The sequence below is a fragment of the Sphingomonas sp. NFR15 genome (assembly GCF_900103265.1).
Classification (GTDB): Bacteria; Pseudomonadota; Alphaproteobacteria; order Sphingomonadales; family Sphingomonadaceae; genus Sphingomonas; species Sphingomonas pollutisoli.
The window spans coordinates 128,325-154,396 of the sequence record NZ_FMWX01000006.1 but is presented as its reverse complement, the minus strand read 5'-3'; the positions used below and the strand labels follow the sequence as shown (position 1 = coordinate 154,396).

Annotated in this window: 21 protein-coding genes and 1 pseudogene; 9 read left to right on the top strand and 13 right to left on the bottom strand. The window is 69.2% G+C overall.

The window, feature by feature from the left end; translation table 11 throughout:
- Positions 1-279 precede the first annotated feature (279 nt).
- The 3 genes from BLS81_RS14475 to phbB are packed head-to-tail and all read left to right on the top strand — an operon-like array spanning position 280 to position 4,277.
- Positions 280-2,520 (top strand): xanthine dehydrogenase family protein molybdopterin-binding subunit, encoded by a 2,241-nt coding sequence (locus tag BLS81_RS14475; RefSeq protein WP_093224909.1) that lies wholly within the window; start codon positions 280-282, stop codon positions 2,518-2,520.
- Complete coding sequence (gene hemH / locus BLS81_RS14470) at positions 2,520-3,524, top strand: ferrochelatase (protein WP_093224907.1); 1,005 nt, start codon at positions 2,520-2,522, stop codon at positions 3,522-3,524. Before BLS81_RS14475 ends, hemH begins: the two co-directional genes overlap by 1 nt.
- 30 nt (positions 3,525-3,554) lie before the next feature.
- On the top strand, positions 3,555-4,277 hold the full coding sequence (gene phbB / locus BLS81_RS14465; RefSeq protein ID WP_093224906.1) for an acetoacetyl-CoA reductase: 723 nt from the start codon (positions 3,555-3,557) through the stop codon (positions 4,275-4,277).
- Positions 4,278-4,424: 147 nt separating this feature from the next.
- On the opposite strand, the gene BLS81_RS14460 is transcribed toward phbB, so the two are convergent.
- From BLS81_RS14460 to BLS81_RS14435, 6 genes are all read right to left on the bottom strand, one after another.
- A complete protein-coding gene (locus BLS81_RS14460) occupies positions 4,425-5,141 on the bottom strand; it encodes a GIN domain-containing protein (RefSeq protein ID WP_093224904.1) in 717 nt (238 codons plus the stop codon).
- Positions 5,142-5,201: 60 nt separating this feature from the next.
- The gene (locus BLS81_RS14455) at positions 5,202-5,921 is read right to left on the bottom strand and encodes a head GIN domain-containing protein (RefSeq protein ID WP_093224903.1); all 720 of its coding nucleotides are present in this window, start codon (positions 5,919-5,921) and stop codon (positions 5,202-5,204) included.
- A gap of 111 nt (positions 5,922-6,032) precedes the next feature.
- The gene (locus BLS81_RS14450) at positions 6,033-6,566 is read right to left on the bottom strand and encodes a CarD family transcriptional regulator (RefSeq protein ID WP_069203963.1); all 534 of its coding nucleotides are present in this window, start codon (positions 6,564-6,566) and stop codon (positions 6,033-6,035) included.
- 227 nt (positions 6,567-6,793) lie between these two features.
- On the bottom strand, positions 6,794-7,135 hold the full coding sequence (gene fdxA / locus BLS81_RS14445) for a ferredoxin FdxA (protein ID WP_093224901.1): 342 nt from the start codon (positions 7,133-7,135) through the stop codon (positions 6,794-6,796).
- A gap of 54 nt (positions 7,136-7,189) precedes the next feature.
- The gene (locus tag BLS81_RS14440) at positions 7,190-7,486 is read right to left on the bottom strand and encodes an RNA-binding S4 domain-containing protein (RefSeq protein ID WP_371128288.1); all 297 of its coding nucleotides are present in this window, start codon (positions 7,484-7,486) and stop codon (positions 7,190-7,192) included.
- Positions 7,479-9,971, bottom strand: coding sequence for a helicase-related protein (locus BLS81_RS14435; RefSeq protein ID WP_093224899.1), 2,493 nt, complete (start codon positions 9,969-9,971; stop codon positions 7,479-7,481). Before BLS81_RS14435 ends, BLS81_RS14440 begins: the two co-directional genes overlap by 8 nt.
- 295 nt (positions 9,972-10,266) lie before the next feature.
- Here BLS81_RS14435 and BLS81_RS14430 point away from each other — a divergent pair, with 295 nt between their 5' ends.
- Positions 10,267-11,745, top strand: coding sequence for a M23 family metallopeptidase (locus BLS81_RS14430; protein ID WP_093224898.1), 1,479 nt, complete (start codon positions 10,267-10,269; stop codon positions 11,743-11,745).
- 15 nt (positions 11,746-11,760) lie between these two features.
- On the opposite strand, the gene BLS81_RS14425 is transcribed toward BLS81_RS14430, so the two are convergent.
- The 3 genes from BLS81_RS14425 to BLS81_RS14415 form a co-directional block, all read right to left on the bottom strand.
- On the bottom strand, positions 11,761-13,416 hold the full coding sequence (locus tag BLS81_RS14425) for an ATP-binding protein (RefSeq protein ID WP_093224896.1): 1,656 nt from the start codon (positions 13,414-13,416) through the stop codon (positions 11,761-11,763).
- A 72-nt stretch (positions 13,417-13,488) separates the two neighbouring features.
- Positions 13,489-14,232 carry a TIGR02186 family protein gene (locus tag BLS81_RS14420; RefSeq protein WP_093225091.1) on the bottom strand — a complete coding sequence of 248 codons (744 nt, stop codon included), beginning with the start codon at positions 14,230-14,232 and terminating at the stop codon, positions 13,489-13,491.
- Positions 14,233-14,339: 107 nt separating this feature from the next.
- Positions 14,340-15,254, bottom strand: a complete 915-nt coding sequence (locus tag BLS81_RS14415) for a sulfite exporter TauE/SafE family protein (protein ID WP_093224895.1) — start codon at positions 15,252-15,254, stop codon at positions 14,340-14,342.
- A 185-nt stretch (positions 15,255-15,439) separates the two neighbouring features.
- Between BLS81_RS14415 and BLS81_RS14410 the strand changes: the two genes are divergently transcribed.
- The 4 genes and pseudogenes from BLS81_RS14410 to BLS81_RS14395 form a co-directional block, all read left to right on the top strand.
- Positions 15,440-15,706 (top strand): FeoA family protein, encoded by a 267-nt coding sequence (locus BLS81_RS14410; protein ID WP_371128293.1) that lies wholly within the window; start codon positions 15,440-15,442, stop codon positions 15,704-15,706.
- A gap of 16 nt (positions 15,707-15,722) precedes the next feature.
- Positions 15,723-17,579 carry a ferrous iron transporter B gene (locus BLS81_RS14405; protein ID WP_093224891.1) on the top strand — a complete coding sequence of 619 codons (1,857 nt, stop codon included), beginning with the start codon at positions 15,723-15,725 and terminating at the stop codon, positions 17,577-17,579.
- A 9-nt stretch (positions 17,580-17,588) separates the two neighbouring features.
- A complete protein-coding gene (gene ssb / locus BLS81_RS14400) occupies positions 17,589-18,149 on the top strand; it encodes a single-stranded DNA-binding protein (protein WP_093224890.1) in 561 nt (186 codons plus the stop codon).
- Positions 18,150-18,160: 11 nt separating this feature from the next.
- Positions 18,161-18,640, top strand: a pseudogene (locus BLS81_RS14395) (GAF domain-containing protein); the annotation flags it as partial.
- Positions 18,641-18,757: 117 nt separating this feature from the next.
- Here the strand turns inward: BLS81_RS14395 and BLS81_RS14390 are convergent.
- The gene (locus BLS81_RS14390) at positions 18,758-19,195 is read right to left on the bottom strand and encodes a GNAT family N-acetyltransferase (RefSeq protein WP_093224888.1); all 438 of its coding nucleotides are present in this window, start codon (positions 19,193-19,195) and stop codon (positions 18,758-18,760) included.
- A gap of 111 nt (positions 19,196-19,306) precedes the next feature.
- Between BLS81_RS14390 and BLS81_RS14385 the strand changes: the two genes are divergently transcribed.
- Entirely contained in the window at positions 19,307-20,215 is a 909-nt protein-coding gene (locus BLS81_RS14385) for a prephenate/arogenate dehydrogenase family protein (RefSeq protein ID WP_093224887.1), read from the top strand.
- A 98-nt stretch (positions 20,216-20,313) separates the two neighbouring features.
- Here the strand turns inward: BLS81_RS14385 and BLS81_RS14380 are convergent, their stop codons facing one another.
- The 3 genes from BLS81_RS14380 to BLS81_RS14370 are packed head-to-tail and all read right to left on the bottom strand — an operon-like array spanning position 20,314 to position 26,060.
- Complete coding sequence (locus tag BLS81_RS14380; RefSeq protein WP_371128287.1) at positions 20,314-21,726, bottom strand: efflux transporter outer membrane subunit; 1,413 nt, start codon at positions 21,724-21,726, stop codon at positions 20,314-20,316.
- The gene (locus BLS81_RS14375; RefSeq protein ID WP_093224885.1) at positions 21,707-22,861 is read right to left on the bottom strand and encodes an efflux RND transporter periplasmic adaptor subunit; all 1,155 of its coding nucleotides are present in this window, start codon (positions 22,859-22,861) and stop codon (positions 21,707-21,709) included. Before BLS81_RS14375 ends, BLS81_RS14380 begins: the two co-directional genes overlap by 20 nt.
- Entirely contained in the window at positions 22,854-26,060 is a 3,207-nt protein-coding gene (locus BLS81_RS14370; protein ID WP_093224884.1) for an efflux RND transporter permease subunit, read from the bottom strand. The genes BLS81_RS14375 and BLS81_RS14370 overlap by 8 nt, the downstream gene beginning before the upstream one ends.
- Positions 26,061-26,072 lie beyond the last annotated feature (12 nt).

The window sequence follows — 26,072 nt, the reverse complement described above, 5'->3', positions numbered from 1 at the left end:
CCCGGTGCGGCCACGGCCAAGTGCGGAAGCGGCGGCCACCGACTGCCGCCCACCGCCCACCGCCTACCGCCTACCGTCACCCGCCCCACTCCGTTCGCCCACCCACTCCGTTCGCTTCGAGCGGAGATCGAGCGCAGCCGAGATCGCAGTCGAGAAGGCGCCCCTCGCCACCCGGTTCTCGGCGGCCGCTTCTCGGCTTCGCTCGAAGCTGCTCGAACCGAACGGGGCTTTGCGAGGAAAGCTATGGTGACGCCACCATTCGCCGGGTACAGCAGCGCGATGGCCGCACGCGGAGAGGGAAGCAACGTCAGCCGGCGCGGGCTGTTGGTCGGCGGTGGCGCCGGCGTCGGGCTGCTCGTCGCCTGGGCGCTGTGGCCGCGCGGCTATGCGCCCAACCTGCCGCTCGCGAAGGGGGAGACGCTCTTCAACGCCTGGCTCAAGATCGGCGAGGACGGCACCGTCACCGTCGCGGTGCCGCAGGCCGAACATGGCCAGGGCGTCTATACCGCGCTCCCGCAGATCCTCGCCGACGAACTCGGCGCGGACTGGCGCACCGTCGCGGTGCAACCCGCCCTGCTCAACCCGCTCTATGCCAATCCGCGCGCCGCCGACACGTTGTTCACGGGCGTGTTCGATGCGGTGCCGCCGCCGCTGCGCGAAGCCCATGCCCGGCGCGGCGCGCTGCTGCTCACCGCCGGATCGACCTCGGTGCGCATGTTCGAAGCGCCGCTACGCGCGGCGGGCGCGGCGGCGCGCGTGCTGCTGTGCCAGGCGGCGGCGAAGCGGTGGGGCGTCGATTGGCGGGCGTGCGCGACCGAGGCGGGCTTCGTGACGCACGGCAAGCGGCGGCTGCGCTTCGCGGAGCTCGCCGCGGCCGCCCCCGGCGGCACGCTGCCCGATCCGCTGCCGCTGCGCGCCGATGACACCAACCGGCTGACCGGCCAGTCGCTGCCCCGGCTCGACGCCCCCGCCAAGATCGACGGCTCCGCCAATTTCGCGGGCGATATCCGCCTGCCCGACATGGTGTTCGCCGCGATCCGCCAGGCGCCGCTCGGCGACGCCCGCTTGCTCTCGGTCGATCGCGCCGCCGCCGCGAAGGTGCGCGGCATGCTCTCGGTCGTCACCAACGATGGCTGGGTGGCGGCGGTGGCGAGCAACGGCTGGGCGGCGGACCGCGCGCTCGATGCGCTCGCGCCGCGATTCACGATTCGCGGCACGCCGATCAACAGCGACAGCATCGACGCCGCGCTCGATGCCGCGCTCGCCGGCGACGGCACGCGGATCTGGGCGCAGGGCGATCTCGCGCCGGTGTTCAAGGGCGCGCGGCTCGTCACCGCCGAATATCGCGCCGGGCTCGCCGTCCACGCCGCGATCGAGACGATGACCGCGACCGCGCGGCTCGAGGACGGGCGGCTCGAACTGTGGCTGCCCACGCAGGCGCCCGGTCTCGCCCGCGCCGCCGCCGCCGCCGCGCTCGGCATCGCCGAAGCCGCCGTGACCGTCTATCCGATGCTGATCGGCGGATCGTTCGGCGCCAATCTCGATCACCGCGCGGCGCAGCAGGCGGCGGTGCTCGCGCGCGTGCTCAAGCGCCCGGTGCAGCTCACCTGGTCGCGCCGCGAGGATCTCCAGCACGATCGCTATCGCCCGCCCGCGCTTGCGCGCATGGCGGCGCGGCTCGGCGCCAACGGCCAGATTCTAGGTTGGCAGGCGCGGATCGCCGCGCCCGCCACCGGCCGCGAGCTCGCCGCGCGGCTGCTCGACACCGATGCGGCCGCGCGCGCGGCGCTCGCGCTGCCCGCCACGGGCGATCGCTACGCGGTCGCCGGCGCGCGCCCGTTCTACCGAATCCCCGCCTATGCGATCGACCATCACCCCGCCGACATCGGCGTGCCGACCGGCCATTGGCGCTCGGGCGCGCACAGCTACACCGCCTTCTTCACCGAATGTTTCATCGACGAGCTGGCGCATGTCGCGGGCACCGAGGCGCTGTCGTTCCGCATCGCCATGCTCGGCGGCGATGCGCGGCTGGCGCGCTGCCTGTCGACCGCCGCCGCGCTCGGCGGATGGGAAGGCGGCGTGCCGGGCAGCGGGCAAGGCATCGCCTGCCACAGCTTTCGCGGCAGCCACATCGCGGTGCTGGCCGAGGCGCATATCGACGACGACCGGACGGTCGCGGTCGATCGCATCGTCGCGGCGGTCGATTGCGGGCGGCAGATCAACCCCGATCTCGTCCGCCAGCAGATCGAGGGCGGGCTGATCTTCGGCATGGCGGCGGCGATCGGCGGCGCGACCGGGTTCAGCGAGAATCGCGCCGACGTGCGCACCTTGCGCGACCTCGGCCTGCCGCGCCTCGCCGACACGCCCGACATCACCGTCGAACTGATTTCGAGCGAGGCCGATCCCGGTGGGGTGAGCGAACTCGCCGTGCCCGCGGTCGCGCCCGCGATCGCCAACGCCTTGCAGACATCGACCGGCTACCGCCTGCGTTCGTTGCCGCTCACCGTAGGAAACTCCTGATGCTCCCCGCCAACCATCCCCCCGTCGCGGCGCCGCGCATCGGCGTCCTGATCGTCAACCTCGGCACGCCCGATGATGCCTCGCCGCGCGCGGTGAAGCGCTACCTCGGCGAATTCCTGTCGGATCGCCGCGTCGTCGAAATCTCGCCCCTGCTCTGGCAGCCGATCCTGCGCGGCATCATCCTCAACACCCGCCCCCGGAAGTCGGCGCATGCCTATCGCCAGGTCTGGCGCGAGGACGGCTCGCCGCTCGCGGCGATCACGGCGGCGCAGGCGCGCGCGTTGCAGGGCGCTTTCGGTGACGGCGTCACGGTCGATTGGGCGATGCGCTACGGCACGCCGGCGATCCCCGAGCGGCTGGCGGCGATGAAGGCGGCCGGGTGCGAGCGCATCCTGATCGCCCCGCTCTATCCGCAATATTGCGCCGCCACGACCGCCACCGCCAATGACAGCGCCTTCGCCACGCTCGCGGCGATGCGCTGGCAGCCGGCGCTGCGCACGCTGCCGCCCTATCACGACGATCCGCGCTACATCGCCGCGCTGAAAGCATCGGTCGAGGCGTCGCTCGCCGCGCTCGATTTCACGCCCGATGCGATCCTCGCCAGTTTCCACGGCATGCCCAAGCGCACGCTGGAGCTCGGCGATCCCTATCACTGCCATTGCCAGAAGACCGCGCGGCTGCTCGCCGAGGCGATCGACCGACCGCTCACCATCACCTTCCAGTCGCGCTTCGGCCCCGCCAAATGGCTCGAACCCGCGACCGACACCACGCTGGCCGCCCTGCCCGCGCAAGGGGTGAAGCGGGTGGCGATCGTCGCGCCGGGCTTCTCGGCGGATTGTCTGGAAACGCTCGAGGAACTGGCGATTCGCGGACGCGAGACGTTTCTGGCGGCGGGGGGCACGGACTTCGCCTATCTTCCCTGCCTGAACGATAGCACCACAGGGGTGCAGCTTTTGCGGCAAATACTCAGACAAGAACTTGAAGGGTGGCTCCCCGCCGCCTAGCGTCGAAACGGCCAAACGCAGGAGAGAGACATGGCACGCGTAGGAATTGTCACGGGTGGAACGCGCGGTATCGGCGAAGCGATCAGTCTCGCACTCAAGGAAGCGGGGGTGACGGTCGCCGCGACCTATGCGGGCAACGACGCGCGCGCGCGGGAGTTCACCGAGCGTACCGGTATCGCCGCGTACAAATGGGACGTCGCCGATCACGCGGCCTGCCTCGCCGGTTGCGCCAAAGTGGTCGAAGAACTCGGGCCGGTCGATATTCTCGTCAACAACGCCGGCATCACCCGCGACGGCACCATTCTCAAGATGACCTATGAGATGTGGAAAGAGGTGATGGACACCAATCTCGGCGGCTGCTTCAACATGGCCAAGGCGGTGTTCCCCGGCATGCGCGAGCGCAAATGGGGGCGGATCGTCAACATCGGCTCGATCAACGGGCAGGCCGGCCAATATGGCCAGGTCAATTACGCCGCCGCCAAATCGGGCATCCACGGCTTCACCAAGGCGCTCGCGCAGGAAGGCGCGCGCGCCGGCGTCACCGTCAACGCGATCGCGCCGGGGTATATCGACACCGACATGGTCGCGGCGGTTCCGGCCGATGTGCTCGAAAAGATCGTCGCCAAGATTCCGGTCGGCCGCCTGGGGCAGGCGCATGAGATCGCGCGCGGCGTCGCGTTCCTGTGTTCGGAGGACGGCGGCTTCGTGACGGGCTCGACGCTGAGCATCAACGGCGGACAACATATGTACTGACGGGCGCAGGGCCGGCCGAGCCGCGCCGACGCGCTCCGCGCGTCGCCCGGCACGGCCGGCGGGTCGGCGCCAAGCCGAACCCGGCCGACGGCTTCGCCGTCGGCGCCGGCATGCAAATCACCCGTTTGTGCCAAGCGGAAGGGAAGGTCAGTCCGGGGGCGGATAGTCGACCTGGCCGCAGCTCACCGGGCCGCCCGCGACCGCGTTCACCGTGCAGGCGGGCTTGCCGTACACCGTCACGCCGCCGAGGCCGGTGGTGGTGACGGCAGCGGTGTAGCGCGCCTGCGCGTCGATCGCGCCATTGCCGTCGAGCCGGACGGTGAGATCGTCCGCGACCAGCGGCGCGGCGGCGATGCTGGCGCTGCCGCTCGTCGTCAGCCGCGCCTTGGCGGCGCGCCCGCCAAGGGTCATCGTGCCCGCGCCGAGCACGGTCGCGAAAAGCTGATCGGCGTCGATCGTCGGCGCGGCGAGCGTCCCGCTGCCGGTCAGCGACAGGTCCAGCCGCTGGCCGCGAAACGGGCCGCCGACCGAGACCTGCGCCGCGCCGACCGCCACGATGCTGCGAATCGCCTGGGTCGAGATACGCACGACCGGCGCGGTGTGTCGGGCGCCGCCCTGCTCGCCCCAGCCGTTCACGCCCGCGCGCACGATCAGCGTGGTGCCATCGACGCGCACGTCGAGATCGCCGAGCGCGCGGGGATCGCCCTCGGCGCTGCCGCCGGGCGCGCCGCCGAGCGTCACGATCACGCGGAACGGCCCGTCGATGCGGACCCGGTCGAAGCTGCCGATCGCGAATCCGCGCTGTTCGGCGGCGGCGGGCGCGGGGAGGCAGAACAGCGGCAGGGCGGCGAGAAGACGTTTCACGCGAAGGGCATCGTCCGCTTTGTGCCCCCACACAAGCGCGAACGGGACGTTGCCGTTCGATCAGCCGCCGCAGCGGACCTCGCCGGTGCCGGTGTTGGTGGTCGAGCACCGCGCCGCCGGGCCGAGATCGACGTCGCCGGTTCCGGTGACCGACACCCGCGCCGGCCCTTCGACCGTCGCGCGCACGGAGCCGGTTCCCAGCACCGACACCGTCGCGTTCGTCGCCTTCAGCCCGGCGGCATCGACGTCGCCCGAGCCGGTCAGGTCGATCTTGAGCTGGTGCGCGCTGCCCTTGGCCGACAGCCCGCCGGTGCCCGACAGCGTCAGATCGGCGGATTCGACGCCGAGGGTGCCGATCGCGACGTCGCCCGAACCCTGGCTATGAAGGCGGAAGCGCTCGCCCTCGACCCGGTCGATCGCGAGATCACCGGTGCCGGTGAGATCGGCGCTGGTGATGCGCGGCATCGTCACGAAGATCTTCACATGGGCCTTGTCGCCCCATTGAAAGCCAAACGCCTGCTTGCGGCCGATGCTGAGCACGTCGCCGTCGCGGACGATTCGAAGCGCGTCGAGTTCGGCGGCCGGCCCCTCGGCGCGGACCGAGAAGCCGCTGCCGACGCGGATATCGACGTCATCCGAGCCGCGCAGCGCAACGCCGTTGAAACCGGCCACCTCATAAATGCGTGACGTGCCGCCGCCGGTCGCGGCGGCGGCGTCGCGGTCCTCGGCCGGTGAACAGGCGACCAACGCCATCAGCGCGATGAGAGACGCGAACCGCATGCCATCCTCCTTGTGTATTGTTTTTATAATACACAATCGCGTGAGCCACAACGAAAAAGGGGCGGCCGTCACCGGCCGCCCCCTTTGAACGTCAGGAAAAGGCGCCGCGGATCAAGCGGGAACCTTGTCCTTGTTGTGGATCGCCGCGGCCTTGCGCAGGATCTCGAGGATCTTCTCCTGCGCGGTCGGCTCATCGACCTGTTCCATCGCGGCGAGCTCGCGCGCGAGGCGGCTGGTCGCCGCTTCGAAGATCTGGCGCTCCGAATAGCTCTGCTCGGGCTGGTCGTCGGCGCGGAACAGATCACGGACCACTTCGGCGATCGAGACGAGGTCGCCCGAATTGATCTTCGCTTCATATTCCTGCGCGCGGCGCGACCACATCGTGCGCTTGACGCGCGGCTTGCCGGTCAACGTTTCGAGCGCCTCGCGCAGCGTCTTGTCACTCGACAGCTTGCGCATGCCGACGCTCTCGGCCTTGTTGGTGGGGACGCGGAGCGTCATGCGCTCCTTTTCGAAGCGAAGCACGTAGAGTTCGAGTTGCATCCCGGCGATTTCCTGCCGTTGCAGCTCGATGACACGGCCGACGCCGTGCTTGGGGTAAACGACATAATCGCCGACGTCGAAGGACAGCGCCTTGGCAGCCATTCCGTTAGCCTTTCTGTAGGACCGGTGATCCCGTGCGACAGCACCGCGCGCAAGAGGCTGCGAGGGTGCAAGCGGGTGTGGGTGTGTTAACGTCTCCAGCGGGAGAAACGCGCGACCGCGCCTCCGTCGCCGATGCTATAACACACCAGCAATAAAATTACCAGCCCGCCGTCATGAACGCGCGGGGGCCGCCGTGGCGGGCCGATCCTAGCAAGTGGCGGACGCGATCAGTCGCCGGCGCCCGGCGCCGCCGAAAAATATTTGTCATACTTGCCGGTTTCGTCCTTCATCGCATCGGCGTCGGGCGGCGTCTGATCGAGCTTGCGGGTGACGTTGGGCCATTGCGCCGAGAAGGTGGCGTTGAGTTCGAGCCATTGTTCGAGATTGCTCTCGGTATCGGGCAGGATCGCCTCGGCCGGGCATTCGGGCTCGCACACGCCGCAATCGATGCACTCGCTGGGGTTGATGACGAGCATGTTCTCGCCTTCATAGAAGCAGTCGACCGGACACACCTCTACGCAGTCCATATACTTGCAGCGAATGCAGGCATCGGTGACGACGTAGGTCATTAAACTCACTCCGGGACGGTAATCGCGCCCTGCTATGCGCGGGGACAGGCCCCGTCAATCACCGGGGACAAGATGCGAGCCGTTCTCAAGCAAATCGCTGTAGCACGCGCGTCCCTCCGCTGGCGGCCCACGCCGGGCGGGCAGCGCCTCGACCCGGATCGCGCGGACCCGCCCCGCCGGCGTCGCGAATGCGATCACCGCGCCGATCCGCACCGGCGCGGCGGCACGGTCGATGGGACGACCATCTAGGCGGAGGCGGCCCGCGGTGGCGAGCGCCTGGGCGATCGCGCGCGTCTTGACGATGCGGCTATGCCAGAGGAACACATCGAGCCGCATCGTGCCTTCAGCCAAGCCGTGCTCCCAAATCTGCAAGCGCCGCGAACGCATTGTCGCGCGGCGGCGCGGTCGGCGCCGCGCGGGTGAGGCCGCGCCATGCCCAGCGCGGCCGGCCATCCTCCGGGCGGGCGGCGCGGAAGCCCAACGCCGCCATCAGCCGCGCGAGCGTGTCGGGCGTCATCCCGATCGAGGTGGCGAGCGCGGGATCGGGCGCGAACGGGCGATGGCCGTCACGCGCATCATGCACCGCCCGCGCGACCCGTTCGGCGAGATCGACGCGCACCGCCTGGCTGCCGAGTGGACGATAGCCGTGCTGGAGGTGCGCGCCCGGCGCTTGACGCGGCAGCACCGTCGGGCCGGCGGCTGGTGGCGGCGACACCGCCACCCCGCGCGCGGCAAGCAGCATCCGCCGCCAGCGCGCCGGCTCGGGCTTGAGCAGGCGCGGATCGAACAGGTCGAGCGCGCCGATCGTCACGCCGGCGGCGCGCAACCGCTTGCGCGCGGCGGGATCGAGCGCGTCAACCGCCTGGCCGACGCTCATCCGCGTCGCGATCCCGCCGGCATCGACCAGCCCCGCCGCCACCGCGCGCAGCGGCGGCGACGCGTGCGCGTCGCGCAACACCGCGTCGAGCGTGCCGAGCACGGGCAGCCGCCGCGCGATCTGCGCAGTGACCCAGCGTTCGAGCCGCTCGCGCGCGGCCGTCTGCGCGGGCCGGTCGAGGCAATCGAGCGCGCGATTGAGCAGCACGCGCGGCCGCGCCAGCGAGGGCCCCGGCCCGAGCCGCGCGACCTCATGTCCGGCCCAGCGGATCGCCGGCGCGTCCTCGGCGAGGGTGAAATCGGCGTCGGCCGCATCGGCGAGCGCCTGCGCGCGCCGCGCGCGCTCGGTCCCGAGCCGGCGTTCGGCGGCCGCAAGCAGCAGCCGCTTGTCGGCAAGCCGCGCGTCGGGCGCGACGGTGAAGCGGAAACCGTTCAGCGTGCCGATCGGATGATCCTCTACGCTGACCTCGCCCTCCGGCCCCACAGTGACGGGCAGCGCGCGCGGATCGGCGCCGATCTGCCGCATCAGCAGCGTGGTGCGCTTGTCGACGAAACGTTGCGTCAGGCTGAGGTGGAGCGCGTCGGACAACCGCTCCTCGACTGCGCCGGCGCGCGCGCTCCAATGTGCCGGGTCGGCAAGCCAGTCGGCGCGGTTGGCGATATAGGCCCAACTCCGCGCCGCCGCGATCCGCCCGGCAAGCGTCTCGACATCGCCCGCAACATTGTCGAGCCGGGCGATCTCGTTGGCGAACCATTCGTGCGGGACATGGCCGAGACCGTCGCTCAGATAGCCGAACACGCGCCCGACGAAGCGCGCGTGCGGATCGACCCCGAGCTTGCGGAAATCGGGCAGCCCGCAGGCGGCCCACAGCCGCGCGACCATCTTCGTGCCCCGCACCCGGTCGCGCACCCAATCTTCGCCCGCGAGCCGCTTGAGCACGGCGAGATCGGTCGCCTCCGGCGCGGCGCGCAACACGCGCGCTTCGGGGCGCTGCTCGAGGCTCGCGATCAGCGCGCCGATGCTCGACAGATCGGGCACGCCCTCGCGCCAATAGAGATGGTCGAGCGGGGCGAAGCGATGTTCCTCGATCGCCAGCACCTCCTCGGGGCCGAACGCGCTCGGGCCATCCTCCACCAGCGCGCCGAACGTGCCGTCGCGCTGGTGCCGCCCGGCGCGACCCGCGATCTGCGCCATCTCGGCGACGGTAAGGCGGCGCTGGCGATGCCCGTCGAACTTGTGGAGCGACGCGAAAGCGACATGGCTGACATCCATGTTGAGCCCCATGCCGATCGCGTCGGTGGCGACGAGATAATCGACCTCGCCCGCCTGGAACATCGCCACCTGCGCGTTGCGCGTGCGGGGGGAGAGCGCGCCCATCACCACCGCCGCGCCACCACGCAAGCGCCGCAGCATCTCGGCGACGGCATAGACCTCCTCGGCCGAGAAGGCGACGATCGCCGAGCGCTTGGGCAAGCGGCTGATCTTCCGCGCGCCGGCATAGCTGAGCGTGGAAAAGCGCGGCCGGGTGATGATCTCGGCGTCTTTCACAAGCGCCTTGACCATCGGGCGGAGCGCCTCGGACCCGAGCAGCATCGTCTCCTCGCGCCCCCGCGCGCGCAAAATGCGATCGGTGAAGACATGGCCGCGCTCGGGATCGGCGCCGAGTTGCGCTTCGTCGAGCGCGACGAACGCGACTTCGCGGTCGAGCGGCATGCTCTCGGCGGTGCACAGGAACCAGCGCGCGTCCTTGGGGACGATCTTCTCCTCGCCAGTGATGAGCGCGACCTGGTTGGCGCCCTTGAGTTTGACGACACGGTCGTAGACTTCGCGGGCGAGCAGCCGCAACGGGAAGCCGATCATCCCGCTCGAATGCGCACACAGCCGCTCGACCGCGAGATGCGTCTTGCCGGTGTTGGTCGGCCCCAGAACGGCGGTGACCCGGTGGTCGGCGCGTGACATGACGCTGGTAACATCGGCTGCCGGGAGGGGATGCGCAACCACAAGATCGTCCTTGACCGGCGATTTTCGCGCCGTGATGTTCGCGGGCGTCTTGCGAAAGGCGGCGCGTAACGCCGTACAAAGAGCGCGATATCCGCATGTCGAAACTTCTTGCCCGACTCGGCGAACGCCTCGCCGCAGCGGCGGGAAAGCGGGTGGCGGGTTAAATTGACTTTCATCCTTTGGCGCCACACACATCCTGACCTCACGCCGGGGGTCGATGTATTGGGCGGCGTCATGAGGGGGGCGGTCAGCCGTGTTCTTGCGTAGCGATTCCGGGATCGAACTGGCTGGCGGCACGGCCACCGTGTCGCTCGGCCGGACGCTGTCGCCGCTTCGCGCCCCCACCCCGCTCGAACGCTTTCGCGCCGCGCTGGAGAAGATCGACTGGGTGCCCGACCTGGGCGCGCGGATCGGGTCCGCGGACTGGTGGCGGGGTGCGCTGACCTGCACGCTCTTGTGCGCCGGCGCGGTGGCGCTGGCGCCGCGCATCCACCCGATCGCCGGCACCGTGGCGCCGCCGCTCGCCGGCGCGCAGTGGGACGAAGCGCGCGCGCAATCGATCGCGCCGCTCGCTTATGGCGCCAACACCGGGCATCGGATGGCCGCCAATGATTTCGTCGCGCCGCTCACCGAGACGCCCGAGCGGCCGAGCGTCGACCTGTCGGCAAGCTATGGCGCGGGCGACAGCTTCGCCGCGGTGCTGCGCCGCGCGGGCGTGTCGCAAGGCGATTCGGACGCGGCGATGCGGCTCATCACGGCGGCGACCTCGCTCGACGATCTCAAGCCCGGTACGCAGATCGACCTGACGCTCGGGCGGCGCGCCAGCAAGCGCGTGGCGCGCCCGCTCGACCAGCTCTCGTTCCGCGCGCGCTTCGATCTGCAGCTCTCGCTGAAGCGCGTTGGCGGGGCGCTCACCCTTAGCCGGCAGGTGATCGCGGTCGATCATACGCCGTTGCGCATTCAGGGGCTGGTCGGATCGAGCCTGTACCGTTCCGCACGCGCCGCCGGCGCCCCGGCCAAGGTGGTCGAAGCCTATATCCGCGCGATCGCCAGCCGGCTCTCGGTCGGGCGCGACGTGCATGCGGCGGACAGTTTCGACCTGATCGTCGAGCAGGCGCGCGCCGCCACCGGCGAGGTGCAACTCGGCGGGCTGCTGTTCGCCGGGCTGAAGCGCGGCGGCGGCAAGCCGCTCCAGCTCGTCAAATGGGGCGACGGCGAGCGCGCGCAATGGTTCGAATCGTCGGGCCAGACCGAACGGCGCGGCGCGATGGGAATGCCGGTTTCGGGCCACGTCACCTCCAACTTCGGGCTGCGCATGCACCCGATCCTCGGCATTCTCAGGATGCACAAGGGCATGGATATCGGCGCGCCCTGGGGATCGCCGATCCACGCCGCGACCGATGGCGTGATCCAGTTCGCCGGCCGCACCGGCGGCTACGGCAATTTCGTCAAACTCGCCGGGCCGGGCGGGATCGCGACCGGCTATGGCCATATGAGCCGGATCGCGGTGCGCACCGGCACGCGCGTCGCGCGTGGGCAGGTGATCGGCTATGTCGGCTCGACCGGGCTTTCGACCGGGCCGCATCTACACTGGGAGGTGTGGCGCAACGGCGTGTCGGTCAATCCGCGCACGATCTCGCTGTCGAGCGTCGTGCAGCTTTCGGGCGACGCGCTGCGCGGGTTCAAGGCGCGGGTGGGGTCGTTGTTGGCGGTGAAGCCGGGCGCCCGGTGACAGGCGTCGCCGGGCTTACCGCCCCTGCGCGCGCCAGCGCGTGATCGTACGCGTGATGATCTCGTCCTCGCCGCCGACTTCGGTCCAGAGCGCCGAGAACAGCGGATCCTCGGAGGCCGGGCGTTTCACCTCTTCCAGCCCGTCGAACGCGACGCGGATCGGGATCGCGACGCCTTCGCCGCAGATGATGCATTCGCGGTTGCGCAGAGCGGGGATCGCATCGAGGAAGCCGCGCGCGCCCTCGGGCATCGCCGCGCGGACGAACGCCTGATCGCGATCGTTGTTGAGCCGCATCGCGATGATCGTGCCACATTGTGACAGCACGCCCTCGGCGAGATCGGACGGGCGCTGCGTGATGAGGCCGAGCGAGACGCCATATTTGCGGCCCTCCTTGGCGATCCGGCCGAGGATGCGCCCGACCGACGAGGCATCGGCGTTGCGCTCGTTGGGGATGTAGCGATGCGCTTCCTCGCAAACGAGCAGGATCGGGAGCCGCGGTTCGTGGCGCGACCAGATCGCGAAATCGAACACCATCCGGCTCAGCACCGCCACCACCACGGAGGTGATCTCGGAAGGCACGCCCGACACGTCGATGATCGAGATCGGCTTGCCGCCGCCGGGCAAGCGGAAAATCCGTTCGATGAACCCGGCCATCGTATCGGCGACGAGCAGGCCCGAGAACATGAAGCCGTAGCGCGGATCGGCCTTGATCTCCTCGATCTTGGTCTTCAGCCGCATGTACGGCGCGGTGTCGCCGGCGCGGTCGAGCTTACCCATTTCGAGCTGGATGAAGGCAACGAGATCGCTAAGCAGATAGGGAACCGGCGCATCGACCGTCAGCTTCGCGATGGCCTGCCCGAGCCGGCCCTTGCCGCGCGCGAGCAACAGGCATTTGGCGAGAATGTCGGCATCGGTCTGGCGCGACGATCCGGTCGTGGTGAGAAACACCTCGCAATGCTCGGCGAAGTTCATCAGCCAATAGGGCATCTGGAGGTTCGAGACGTCGAAGATCGCGCCGTTGGTCTTGAACGCGGCGGCATATTCGCCGTGCGGGTCGATCATCAGGATATGGCCCTGCGGCGCGAGATCGCAGATACGGTGCAGGATCAGCGCGGCGCTGGTCGACTTGCCGGTGCCGGTGCTGCCGAGCAGCGCGAAATGCTTGCCGAGCATCGCATCGACGTACAGCGCGGCACGGATATCGCGGGTCGGGTGGACGGTGCCGATTTCGATATGGGCGCGATCTTCGGTGGCGTAGATCTGGCGCAGATCGGTGGTGGCGACCGGATGAACGTGGCAGCCCGGCATCGGATAGCGCGTGACGCCGCGCCGGAAGCGGGCGAGCACGTCGGTTCGCGGGCTCGCATCGCCTTCGCCGAGGAAATCGACCAGCGCGACGATCCGCTCGCCATCGTCGGCGAGTTCGAGCGATCGCACGCTGGCGACCAGCCAGACGCCGCCAACGCGAAGCTTGATCTGGCTGCCGACCGAACCGGCGGCGGCGACGATCGGATCGTCCTGCCGCTCGAGCGCGGCGAGCCGGCCGGGATCGAACACGACCCGCCCGCACGATCCGGCGATCTCGGTGACGATGCCGATCGGATCGCGCGGGCTGACGACGCGCGGCGCGGCGGGTGTGGCGAAGGCGTGGCCGCCGGGCATCTCGGTCATTCGCGGCTCGTCCCAATTCGAGAACGACGTGCTTAACGCTCGAATCGTAAAGATTGGGTTTGGCGCGATCGCTCAGAACCGCCGCGCGATCAGCCCCGCGCCCCAGCCGAACGCGACCGACAGCGCGACCGCGACCAGCCCGTAGAGGACCGCGTTGCGTTCCGCCGAGCGGGCGACGAAGCGTTCGAAGCCCGATTTGCGGATCTCGATGTCGCGCGTCGCCACCGCCAGCACATGGCCGTCGCGCACCAGGAAGGTCTCCGCTGTGAAGCGGCCGACCGGCACGCGCGCGGGGATCGTCACCACCGCGCGGTACAACACGCCGTCGGTGATCTCGACCGCGCCGGGCGCCTCGACATACAGGCCGGCGCGGCGCTTGAGATCGACCAGCCCGCGCGCGAACCGGTCCTGCCGGTCGTCGAGCGCGCTGGTGGCGGGCGAGAGTTGCAGGCTGTCGAGCCCGAGTTCGTAGATCGCGCGGGTGCGCTCGTCGAGCAGGCTGGCGATCGGGCGCGACGAGGCGATCGCGTAAAAGCTCGGTGCCGAGCGATAGCGCAGCCGCGCGGCATTGACCCAGATCAGCCCGCCGAGCTTCTCCTTCTCGCGCACCAGGATCGATTGCGTCGGCCCCTTCACCACCACGACGATGTCGGTCGGCTTGTCGTCGTCGGGCAGGCGCCCGCCGGGATAGAGGATCGCGCCGAACAGCAGCAGGTCGGCGCCGGTGAAGCTGTAGACGATCTCGACATTGCGCTGCGACACGTCGGGGACGAGCACCGGCTTGCTCTCCGCCGCGATCAGCAGCGGCGCCAGCATCAGCGCCAGCCAAAGACGCGTCCCCACGCCCGCTCGTCCCGAGCGAAGTCGAGGGACACGCCCCGGACGGTGCCTCGACGTCGCTCGGCACGAACGGGCGGGCTGTTTCACGACACTTCGACCGAGTAGATTTCGGCGGGCCGCCAACCGAGCCCGATCGCGATCCACACCGCGAGCGACAGCACGATGATCGCGAGGGCAAGCCGCAGATATTCGGGCTTGGCCTTGGCGGCGAAGCGCGCGCCGACCTGCGCGCCGGCGACCGAGCCGATCAGCAGCAGCGCCGCGAGCACGATATCGACCGCCTTGGTGGTGGTGGCATGGACCATCGTCGCCATCGCGGTGACGAACAGCGTCTGGAACAGCGAGGTGCCGACCACCACCTGGGTGGTCATGCCGAGCAGGTACAGCATCGCCGGCACCAGGATGAAGCCGCCGCCGACGCCGAGCAGGATCGTCAGCATGCCGACGAAGAAGCCCAGCAGCAGCGGCGCGAGCGGCGAGATGTACAGCCCGGACCGATAGAAGCGCGTGCGGAACGGCAGCGCCGCGACCAGCGGGTGGTGCCGCCGCTTGCGCGCGCGCGGCGGCACCGCGCCGCGCGCGACGCGGATCGCGCCGATCGACTCGCGCGCCATCATCGACCCGATGAAGCCGAGCAGCAGCACGTAGATGATCGCGATCACCGTATCGATCTGCCCGGTCGCCTGAAGCAGCCGGAACACTTGCCCGCCCGCGACGCTGCCGAGCAGCCCGCCCGCCACCAGCACACCGCCCATCTTGGTATCGACTCCGCCGCGGCGGAAATGCGCGAACACGCCGGAGACGCTCGCGCCGGTCACCTGGCTCGCGGCGGAGGCGGCGGCGACGGTCGGCGGGATGCCGTAGACGATCAGCAGCGGCGTGGTGAGGAACCCGCCGCCGACGCCCAGCATGCCCGACAACAGCCCGACCCCGCCGCCGAGCAGCACGATCACCAGCGCGTTGACCGACAGATTGGCGATGGGCAGGTAGATGTCCATTGCCGCCACGCGATACCCGGTTGCGCGCACGAGGCAAAGCGCGGCCAGGTGTTCGGCCGAAAATTGCCGGGGCGGCTTCGCCGCGCCGCGCCTTGGGCGCGCCGGTCGCGGAAGAACGCCCGGCCCCGCCGCACGATAACGCTGGCGTTACCGCCGCTCTATTGATAATCACTCGCATCATGAACATGTTCTCGCGTGTGGACACACAGCTCAGTCTCGAATCGCTGCCCAATCGCCAGCCCGCGACCGTCGCGGCGATCGACTGGACACGGCTCAGCGTGCCCGAGGCGCGCCGGTTGCGCGAACTCGGTTTCGACGAGGGCGTCGGGGTCGAGGTGCTGCACCGCTCGCTGATCGGCAAGGGGCCGATCGCCTGCCGGATCGGGCGGATGACGGTGGCGTTGCGCCGCACCGTCGCCGGCGCGATCCGCGTGTCGCAGCACGCCGCGTGACGATGGCGGCCTGACCATGAACGCCGCACCGCTGGTGGCGCTGGTCGGCAACCCCAATGCCGGCAAGAGCGCCCTGTTCAACGCGCTGACGGGCGCGCGCCAGAAGGTCGGCAATTATCCCGGCGTCACGGTCGAACGCCACTCGGGCCGGCTGGTGCTGCCCGATGGCCGCCCGGCCGAACTGGTCGATCTGCCCGGCGCCTACAGCCTCGAACCCTCCAGCCCCGACGAGCGCGTGACGCGCGACTTCCTCGCCGGCACGCAAGCGGGCGAGCGGCTGCCCGACGCATTGGTGGTGGTCGTCGATGCCTCCAACCTCGACAACCATCTGCGCTTCACGCTGCAACTGATCGCGCTCGGCCTGCCCGTCGTGGTCGCGCTCAACATGATCGACCTCGCCGAGCGCGACGGACTGAAGCTCGATCCCGATCGGCTCGCGCGCGAACTCGGCGTGCCGGTGGTGCCGACCGTCGCGGTGCGCCGGCGCGGCCTCGACGATCTGCGCGCGCAGGTGGATGGCGTGCTGACCAGCCCGCCGCGTGCCAGGCCGGCAAACGCGGACGCCGAGGACATCGTCACGCTGCAACGCCGCGCGCGGAAAATCGCAGCGCTCGCCACGGTGTCGGAAGCGCCGGTGCGGCGCTGGGGCCATGCGCTCGATTCGGTCGCGCTCCACCCGGTCTCGGGCGTGCTACTGCTGCTCGCGATCCTGTTCGTGATGTTCCAGACGGTGTTCTGGGCCGGTGCCGCCCCCGCCGATGCGATCGCGGACGGGTTCGATTGGCTCTCCGGCCTCGTCAAGCAGGTGATGCCCGATTCGGTGCTGCGCTCGCTCATCACCGACGGCGTGATCGCGGGTGTGGGCGCGGTGGTGAAGTTCCTGCCCCAGATCCTCGTAATGTTCTTCTTCATCCTCGTGCTGGAAGCGAGCGGCTATATGGTGCGCGCCGCGTTCCTGATGGACCGGCTGATGGCGCATGCCGGCCTGTCGGGGCGCGCATTCATTCCGCTGCTGTCGTCTTTCGCCTGCGCGGTGCCCGGCATCATGTCGACGCGCACGATCGACGACGAGAAGGACCGGCTCACCACCATCCTGATCGCGCCGCTGATGACCTGCTCGGCGCGGTTGCCGGTCTACACGCTCATCATCGGCGCGCTGATCCCCAACGTCCGCGTGCTTCCGTTCGTCGGGTTGCAGGGGCTGGTGATGCTCGGCCTGTACGTCATGGGCGTGGCGGGCGCGTTCGTGGTCGCGGTGGTGCTCCGCAAGACGGTGACGCAGGGCGCGTCGTCGGGCTTCATGATGGAGATGCCCAAATACCAGCTTCCCCAGCTCAACCATCTCGCGATCGGACTATGGAGCCGCGCGGCGATCTTCCTCAAGCGCGCCGGCACGACGATCGCCTTCACGACGATCGTGCTATGGGCGCTGCTCAGCTTCCCCAAGCCGCCCGAGGGCAGCGCCGCCTCGCCGGTCAATTATTCGGTCGCGGGCCGGATCGCCAACGGGATCGAGCCGGCATTTCGCCCGATCGGCTTCAACCGTGACATCGTGCTCGCGCTGATCCCGGCGATGGCCGCGCGCGAGGTCGCGGTGGCGGCGCTCGGCACCGTGTACGCGATCGATGAATCGGGCGGCGACAAGGGCGAGGCGCAGATCGCGACGACGCTCGCCAAACGCTGGAGCCTGCCGACCGCGCTCGCCTTCCTGATGTGGTTCGTGTTCGCGCCGCAATGCATCTCGACCATCGCCGTGACGCGGCGGGAAACCAACGGATGGAAATGGCCGGCCTTCATGGTTGGCTATTTGTTCGCACTCGCCTACGGTGCCGCCGGAGCGACCTATTGGGTCGCGAAATCGTTCGGTTTGTAGGAAAAGAAGATGGCGGGCAGCGTCAATAAGGTGATTCTCGTCGGCAACCTCGGGCGGGATCCCGAGAGCCGCTCGTTCCAGAACGGCGGCAAGGTGGTCAACCTGCGCATCGCCACGTCCGAATCGTGGAAGGACCGCAACACCGGCGAGCGCAAGGAAAAGACCGAGTGGCATTCGGTCGCGATCTTCAGCGAGGGCCTCGCCAACGTCGCAGAGCGCTATCTGCGCAAGGGCAGCAAGGTCTATATCGAAGGCCAGCTCCAGACCCGCAAATGGCAGGACCAGCAGGGCCAGGACCGCTATTCGACCGAGATCGTGCTGCAAGGCTTCAACGCCGTGCTGACGATGCTCGACGGACCGGGTGGTGGTGCCGGTAGTGGTGGCGGCGGAGCCGTTCGCGACGATTTCGGCGGCAGCGAGGATTTCGGCGGCGGTGCGCGCGGCGGGTATAGCGGTGGTGGCGGTGGCGGCGGTTTCGGGGCCGGCGGTGGCGGCCGGTCGAACGCCCCGGCCGGCGGCAATCGTGGCGGCGGCTTCGCCGACGATCTCGACGACGACGTGCCGTTTTGAGCGCGCTCGACATGCCTGTGGCCGGCCGCGGCTGGCGGATCGACGAGGCGGCGCGCGCGGAAGCCCTCGCCGCATACGATCTCGCGGCGTTGCGCGGCGCCGCCGCATTGCGCCGCATCACCGATTTCGCGGCGGCGCTATGCGGCACGCCGGTCGCGCTCGTCAGTCTGGTCGAGGAGCATGTCCAGTGCTTCGTGTCGCGCACGGGCACCGACCTCACCGAGACGCCGCGCGATGTGTCCTTCTGCCAGTTCGCGATGACCGGCGACGACGTGATGGTGGTGCCTGACGCCCGTGCCGATCCGAAATTCGCCGACAACGCGCTGGTGACGGGCGAACCGTTCATCCGCTTCTACGCGGGCGCGCCGCTGGTCAGCGACGCGGGCGTTCCGCTCGGCGCGCTGTGCGTGATCGACACGAAACCGCACGACGGTTTGACGCCGCTCCAGCATCAGGGGCTGCTCGTGCTCGCCGAGGATGTGATGGCGCGTTTCCGGGCGGTGGAGATGGCACGGCGGTAAGGCGCTACCGCCTCCTTCTCCTTTCGCACTGAGCCGACCGCGACACGTCCTTCGACTTCGCTCAGGACGAACGGCGTATTCCGTGCCTCACGGCTCGTTGCGCAGCATCTCCGCCATGCCCGGCTGGAGCCGCTCCATATAGCGGTCCGCGCGCGCCAGCGGGTGAAACCCCAAGGCCGCATAGACGCCGTGCGCGTCCTTGGTGACGAGCCCGATGCGACGCAACCCGGCGAACTCGGGATGGTCGAGGAACCACCCGACCATCCGCCGCCCAAGCCCCTCCCCGCGCGCGGACTCCTCGATCCACACATCGGCGAGCCACGCGAAGGTGGCATGATCGGTTATCATCCGCGCGAACCCGACTTGCTCCCCGTTCCGATACGCGCCGAGGCAGTGCGACCCCGCGATCGCCTTCTCGACCACCGCGCGCGCGATGCCGGGTGACCAATAGCTCGACGCCAGCCAGCCGTGGATTCGCGCGACCTGCAACAGCGCGGCGTCGTCGGACAATGTGATCGCGGTCATTAGGACTCCCCCCATCGCTGATAGCAAGCGCGCCCTGATAGCAAGCGCGGGGCGGAGCGCCAGCCCGCGCCCAGCTTGCCTTGACACGCGGCATCCGCCATCTGCGGCACCATGCTGCCCTTTTCCCGCGTCACCATCATCGGCATCGGCCTGATCGGCTCCTCGATCGCGCGCGCGGTGCGCGCGACCATGCCGAGCGTGCGGCTGACCGGATATGACGCCGACGCCGGTGTGCGCGAGATCGCCGATCGGCTCGATCTGTTCGACGACGTCACCGACACGCCGGGCGCGAGTGTGATCGACGCCGATCTCGTCATCCTGTGCGTGCCCGTGGGCGCGATGGGCGCCGCGGCGGCGGCGATCGCCGAGGATCTGCCCGCCGACGCGATCGTCAGCGATGTCGGCTCGTGCAAGGCCGAGGTCGTGCGTGCGCTCGCAGAGGCGCTGCCGGACGCGACCGTCATCCCCGCGCATCCGGTCGCCGGCACCGAGAACAGCGGCCCGGAAGCGGGCTTCGCGACATTGTTCAAGCATCGCTGGTGCATCGTCACCCCGCCCGAGGGCGCGGCCCCCTTCGCGGTCGAGCGGGTGTGCGAGTTCTGGCGGCGGCTCGGCGCGGAGGTCGAGACGATGGCGCCCGACCATCACGACCGCGTGCTCGCGATCACCAGCCATTTGCCGCACCTGATCGCCTACACCATCGTCGGCACGGCGTCGGACATGGAGGAAGTCACCCAGTCCGAGGTCATCAAATATTCGGCGGGCGGGTTCCGCGACTTCACCCGCATCGCCGCTTCCGATCCGACGATGTGGCGCGACGTGTTCCTGTCGAACCGCGAAGCGGTGCTCGACATGCTCCAGCGCTTTTCCGAGGATTTGAGCGCGCTGCAACGCGCGATCCGCTGGGGCAAGGGCGACGAGCTGTTCGACCTGTTCACCCGCACCCGCGCGGTGCGCCGCAGCATCATCGACCAGGGCCAGGACGATCCGGCGCCGGATTTCGGGCGAGCGCGGGAATAGTCGGGATCGTCGCCCCGGCGTAGGCCGGGGCCGCTGCGTAATCTGCCGAGCCGCTCGCCCCATAGCCATCGGCCCCGGCCTTCGCCGGGGCGACGATCTTATTTGCCCGCGCGGAAATCCCCGCCCAGCGCGCGGAACGTGTCGCTCGCCGCCTGCAATTGCCGCGTCCGCAACTGAAGCAGCGCGCGTTCGGCATCCAGCGCGGCGGTCTGCGCGGTCACCACTTCCAGATAATCCGCCGCGCCGTCGCGGTAGCGGATCAGCGCGAGGTCGCGCGTGCGTTCGGCGGCCTTGGCGGCGGCGGCCTGATCGGCTTCGCCCGCGACGAGCAGCCGTTGCGTGGCGAGATCGTCCTCGACCTCGCGGAACGCGTCGAGCACGGTCTGGCGATAGGTGGCCGCGGCCTCGTCGAACTCGGCGCGCGCTTGCCGGACCTGCGCCGCGCGCCGGCCGCCGTCGAACACGGTCAGCGCCGCCTGAAGCGGGCCGAGTGCCCAGAAGCTGCTCGCCGCATTGAGCCAGTCGCCGCCGACCGATTCGAATCCGCCCTGCGCGCCGAGCGTCACGTTGGGGAAGAACGCCGCGCGTGCCACGCCGATCCGCGCGTTGGCGGCGGCGACGCGCCGCTCGGCGGCGGCGATGTCGGGCCGGCGTTCGAGCAGGGTCGATGGGAGGCCGGGCTGGATCGTGGGCGGACGCGTTTGTGGATCGGCGACGGTGATCGAGAAGGTCGCGGGGGCCTCGCCAACCAGCACGGCGATGGCATGTTCGTCCCTCGCACGGTCGATCTCGACCGCCGACAGCTCGGACCTCGCGCTCGACAATTGCGCCTGCGCGCGGCTGACGTCGATGCCGGAGGCGATCCCACCCGAATGGCGCGTATCGGTCAGGTCGAACGCGCGCTGGAACGATTCGACGGTCTGGCGCAGCAGCAGGATGCGCGCGTCGAGCCCGCGCAAATCGAAATAGGTCGCGGCGAGTTGACTCTGCAGGCCGAGCCGCACGCCTTCGACGTCGAATGCGGCGGCGTGCGCGTTGGCCCGGCCCGCGGCGATGCTGTTGCGCACCCGCCCGAACAGATCGAGCTCGTACGCGAGCGAGCCGCCCATGATCTTGTCGGTCTGCGTCGACGCAAGGCCGCGACTGATCGGCCGATTGGCGGAGAGCCGGTTGCGGTCGACGCTCGCGCTGACTCCGATCTGCGGGAAGAGATCGGCGCGCGCCTGCCGCACCAAAGCCTGCGCCTGATCGTAGCGAGCCGAGGCCGCGGCGAGATCGAAATTGCCGGCGTCGATCCGCGCTTCGAGCGCATCGAGCGCGGGATCACCGAACGCCTGCCACCATTTTCCGGCGGGCGCCGGGGTCTTGGTGGCCGCCTGCCACGGTGCGCCTTCCTTGAACGTGGCCGGTGGCGTCATCGCCGGGTGCTGATACGCGGGCGCGAGCGAACACCCGCCGAGCAGCGCCGCCGCGCTCAGCAGCCAGCCGGTCTTACTTGCCACCGGCCGCACCCTGGCGCTGCGCGATCTGCACCTTGTCGCCCGACTGGAGCGAATCGGGCGGGCTGTCGATCACGCGGTCGGTGGCGGAGAGCCCCGCACTGATCTGCACGCGATCGCCGAGATCGTGCGCGATCGTCACGGTCTTGAGCATCGCGCGCCCGTCGTTGCCGACCACGGCGACCTGCGTGCCGTTCTGCCCGACGATCATTGCGCTCGCCGGCAGCTCGACCGCGCCGCCGCTACCCGAAACCGGGAAGCTCGCCTGCGCATAGGCGCCGGGTTTGAGCGCGCGGTCGCCGTTGGGCGCCTGCAACTCGACCAGCACCGTGCCCGAACTGGTATCGACCGCATCGGCCGAGCGCGTCATCGTCGCGGTGAAAGTGCGGCCCGGATATTCGGGCAAGGTCAGCTTCACGTCCATGCCGGGGTGGACCTGCGCCGAATAGGCCTGCGGCACCTTCACATAGATGCGGATGCGGCTGATGTCGGAGACGGTGAACAGCGGCGTCGAGGCGGCGCTTCCCGCCGTCACCAGCGTGCCGACGTTGGTCGATCGCGTCGTCACCACGCCCGAGAACGGCGCGATCAGGCGGGTGAAGCCCTGCGTATAGCGCAACCGGTTGACGTTGGCGCTCGCGGCATTGGCGAGCGCGGTCTTGGCGGCGAGATCGCCGACCTTCTCGTCGGTCTCCTGCTTCGAGACCGCGTCCTTGGCGAGCATCGTCTTCCAGCGCGTCGCGGTGCTGGCGGCGAGCTGCTGGTTGGCGCGAGCGGTCTGGTAATCAGCTTGCGCCGCGGCGAGCTGCTGATCGACCTCGGGCGCGTCGAGCACCGCGAGCACTTGACCACGCCGCACGTCGTCACCGATGTCGACATACCATTTGCGGATATAACCGCTGGTGCGCGCGAAGATCGGCGCGGATTGCAGCGCGGCGAGCTGCCCGGGCAACACCAATGCGCCGGTGCCCTTGCTCACGCTCGGGCGGATCACGGTGACGGTCGGCACCGCCTGCGTGCTCGTCCAGGTCGCGAGTTCGGTCTCGGAATGCGAGCGCGCGGCGATCCCCGCGCCGACCACCGCCACCGCGGCGACCACGCCGATGATGCCGATCCGTTTCAAGTTGCGGGCATCGCCTTCAGGCATTTGCAAGCTCCAGATGGCCCGGCGTCGCGCCAGGTGCGGTTTTGGTATGGCGGCGATGCACCAGGCTGAAGATGACGGGCACGAACATCAGCGTCGCGAAGGTCGCGACGGTGAGCCCGCCGATCACCGCGCGGCCGAGCGGCGCGTTCTGCTCGCCGCCCTCGCCGAAGCCCATCGCCATCGGCAGCATGCCGATGATCATCGCGAGCGCGGTCATCAGCACCGGGCGGAAGCGGACCTGCCCGGCTTCCAGCGCGGCGGCGGTGGCGTCGCCCAGCACCTCGAGCCGCTCGCGCGCGAAGCTGACCACCAGGATCGCGTTCGCGGTGGCGACGCCCATGCACATGATCGCGCCGGTCAGCGCCGGCACCGACAAGGTGGTGCCGGTAATGAACAGCATCCACACGATCCCGGCGAGCGCGCCCGGCAGCGCGGTGATGATGACGAACGGATCGAGCCAGCTCTGGAAGTTGACCACGATCAGCAGGTATATCAGTACGATCGCGGCGATCAGGCCGAAGCCCAGCCCCGAGAAGGCGGTGCGCATCGTCGCATATTGGCCGCGTAGCGTCACCGTCACGCCCTTGGGGGTCTCGCTCTTCAGGCTCGCGATCACCGCGTTGATGTCGCCGGCCACCGCGCCGAGATCGCGGCCGTTGGTGGTGGCGTACACGTCTGTCACCGGCGCGATGTTGTAGTGCGAAACGACCGCCGCCGCGTTGGCGCGGCTGATGTTGCCGATCCCGCCGATGATCTGCGCGCTGCCGCCATTGCCGGCGGTGACCGGCACGTTGGCGAGATCGCTGAGCGAGCCGATCTGATATTCGGGCGTCTGCGCGACGATCGGGTAGGACACGCCGTTCTTCGGATCGAGGAAGAACACCGGCGCGGTCTGCGACGTGCCCGCGAGCGAGCTCGCCAGGCTCGTCGTCACGTCGCGTTCGTTGAGCCCGTATTGGCCGGCGCGGCTGCGATCGATGTCGACGTTGAGCTGCGGATAGCGCGCCGATTGCTGGATCCGCGCGTCGGCGACGCCGGGGATCGTGCCGATCCGCCGCAGGATCGCCTTGGCGAGCTTCTGGTTGTCGGCGTCGTTCTTGCCGGCGATCTGGATGTCGATCGGGGCGGGGGCGCCGAAGTTGAGGATCTGGCTGGTGATGTCGGCGGGCAGGAACGAGAAGGTCGTGCCGGTGAACGCCTTGGGCAGCACCTCGCGCAGCTTGCGTACATATTCGGCGGTCGGCTTGTGATCCTCGCTGAGTTGGATCAGGATATCGCCGTCCTGCGGACCGATCGTGCCTGAGTTGTTGTAAGTCGTGTTGATCGAGCTGACTGGCAGGCCGATGTTGTCGACGATCGAAACCAGCTCTTTCGCGGGGATGATCTCGCGGATCTTGCGCTGGATACGGTCGAACTCGGCCGACGTGTCCTCGATCCGCGATCCCACCGGCGCGCGCACGTGCAGCGCCATCTGCCCGGCATCGACCGAGGGGAAGAAATTCTCACCGAGGAACGGCGCGAGCAGGAACGACAGCCCGACGCAGACGAGGAAGCCGACCACGAACATCTTCCGCGCACCGAGCGCACGTTCGAGCAGGCCGATATAGCCGCTGCGCACCTTTTCGAACTGCCGTTCGAAGCCGCGCTGGAACCGAACCAGCGGGTTACGCGACGCCGGCGTGCCGGCCTCGTGCAGCGATTCGTCGTCGTGACCGGCATGGGGTTTCAGCAGATACATCGCCATCGTCGGCACCAGCGTGCGCGACAGGATGAACGACGCGATCATCGCGAACACCACCGCGAGCGCGAGCGGCACGAACAGGAAGCCCGAGACGCCCGGCAGGAAGAACATCGGTACGAACACGATGCAGATGCACAGCAGCGACACGAACGCCGGCGTCACGATCTGCGCCGCGCCGTCGAGGATCGACTGGGTGACGCCCTTGCCCTGTTCGAGATGCCAGTTGATGTTCTCGATCGTCACCGTCGCATCGTCGACGAGGATGCCGACCGCGAGGCTGAGGCCACCGAGCGTCATCGTGTTGAGCGTGTTGCCCGTCACCGACAGCGCGATGATCGCCGCCAGGATCGACAGCGGAATCGAGATCGCGATGATGACGGTCGAGCGCCACGAGCCGAGGAAAAGCAGGATCATCACCGACGTCAGCGCGGCGGCGATCGCGCCTTCCTTGATGACGCCCTCCACCGCCGCCTTCACGAACAGCGACTGGTCGGCAAGCGGCACGACCTTCAGCTCGGGCGGCAAGGTCGCCTGAATCTTCGGCAGCGCATCCTTGATGCCCTGCACGATCGCCAGCGTCGAGGTCGCGCCGTTCTTGAGGATGGTGATGAGCACCGAGCGCGAGCCATCGACATGGACGACGTTGGTCTGCGGCGCGGAGCCATCGCGGACATGCGCCACGTCACGCATGTAGATGGTCGCGCCGTTGACCACCTTGATCGGCAGCGCGTTGAGTTCCTCGATCGTGCTCGGCGCGTTGTTGAGCTGGACGCTGTACTGGAGGCCGCCGATCTTGGCAAAGCCGGCGGGGTTGATCTGGTTCTGCGCGGCGATCGCGTTGCCGACATCCTGGCCGGACAGACCCTTGGATTGCAGCGCGGCCGGATCGAGGTCGATCTGTATCTGCCGCGTCCGCCCGCCCGAGGGATACGGCACCGCCGCGCCCGGCACCGTCACCAGACCGGGGCGGATCTGGTTCTGCGCGAGATCGAACATCCGCCCTTCGCTCAAGCCTTTGCCCGAGAGCGCGAGCTGGAGGATCGGCACGGTCGAGGCGTTGTAGTTGAGGATCAGCGGCGGCGTGATGCCCGGCGGCAATTGCTTGAGCACGGTCTGCGACACGCTCGTCACCTGCGCCGTCGCGGTGCGGATGTCGGCGCCGGGCTGGAAATAGATCTTCACCACGCCGATGCCGGGCAGCGACTGGCTCTCGATATGGTCGATGTCGTTGACGGTGGTGGTCAGCACGCGCTCGAACGGCGTGATGATGCGCCCGCTCATCTGGTCGGGCGGCAGGCCGCTATATTGCCACGCCGTCGCGATCACCGGCACGCGGATGTCGGGGAAGATGTCGACGGGGGTGCGGATCGCGGTCAGCACGCCGATGATCGCGATCAAGATCGCCATCACGATGAAGGTCAGCGGCCGCGTCAGCGCCATCCGGACGATACCGATCATCGCAGGTTCCCG